Origin of the sequence: Streptomyces sp. SID3212 (assembly GCF_009865405.1) — a bacterium.
GTDB lineage: Bacteria > Actinomycetota > Actinomycetes > Streptomycetales > Streptomycetaceae > Streptomyces.
Window position 1 is genome coordinate 1 of sequence record NZ_WWJY01001099.1, and the last position, 367, is coordinate 367.

Consider the following 367-nt stretch of genomic DNA (forward strand, 5'->3'; position numbering starts at 1 on the left):
GCGGGCCGGCTGGCCGACCGCCTCCGCAAGGGGGGCTGGCGCCCGGCGTACCGCGACGACCTGGAGGAGGTCGCGGCCCGCGCGGGCCTCAAGCCGGACGGCTCGGGCCGTGTGTCGTGCCCGTTCGGGTACGCGGACACGGAGAGCGCGGTGCGGGGGCTGATGTCGACGGGGGTGTTCGACGGGGCGGTGGGGGCGACGGATCGGCGGCAGGTGGAGAAGGAGATCGCGGAGGCGTTGCATCCACATGTCCGCAAGGACGGAACGGTCTGGATGCCGAACGTTTTCCGCTACCTGATCGCCCGAACCTGACGCCACGATCGCGTTGCGGTCGCTTGTTGTCCTCAATCGCCGGACGGGCTTGATT

At 70.8% G+C, this 367-nt stretch carries 1 pseudogene; it reads left to right on the forward strand.

Features of this window, described 5'->3' with window-relative positions:
- Window positions 1-312 (forward strand): annotated as a pseudogene (locus GT042_RS32485) (SAM-dependent methyltransferase); the annotation flags it as partial.
- Window positions 313-367: the final 55 nt, after the last annotated feature.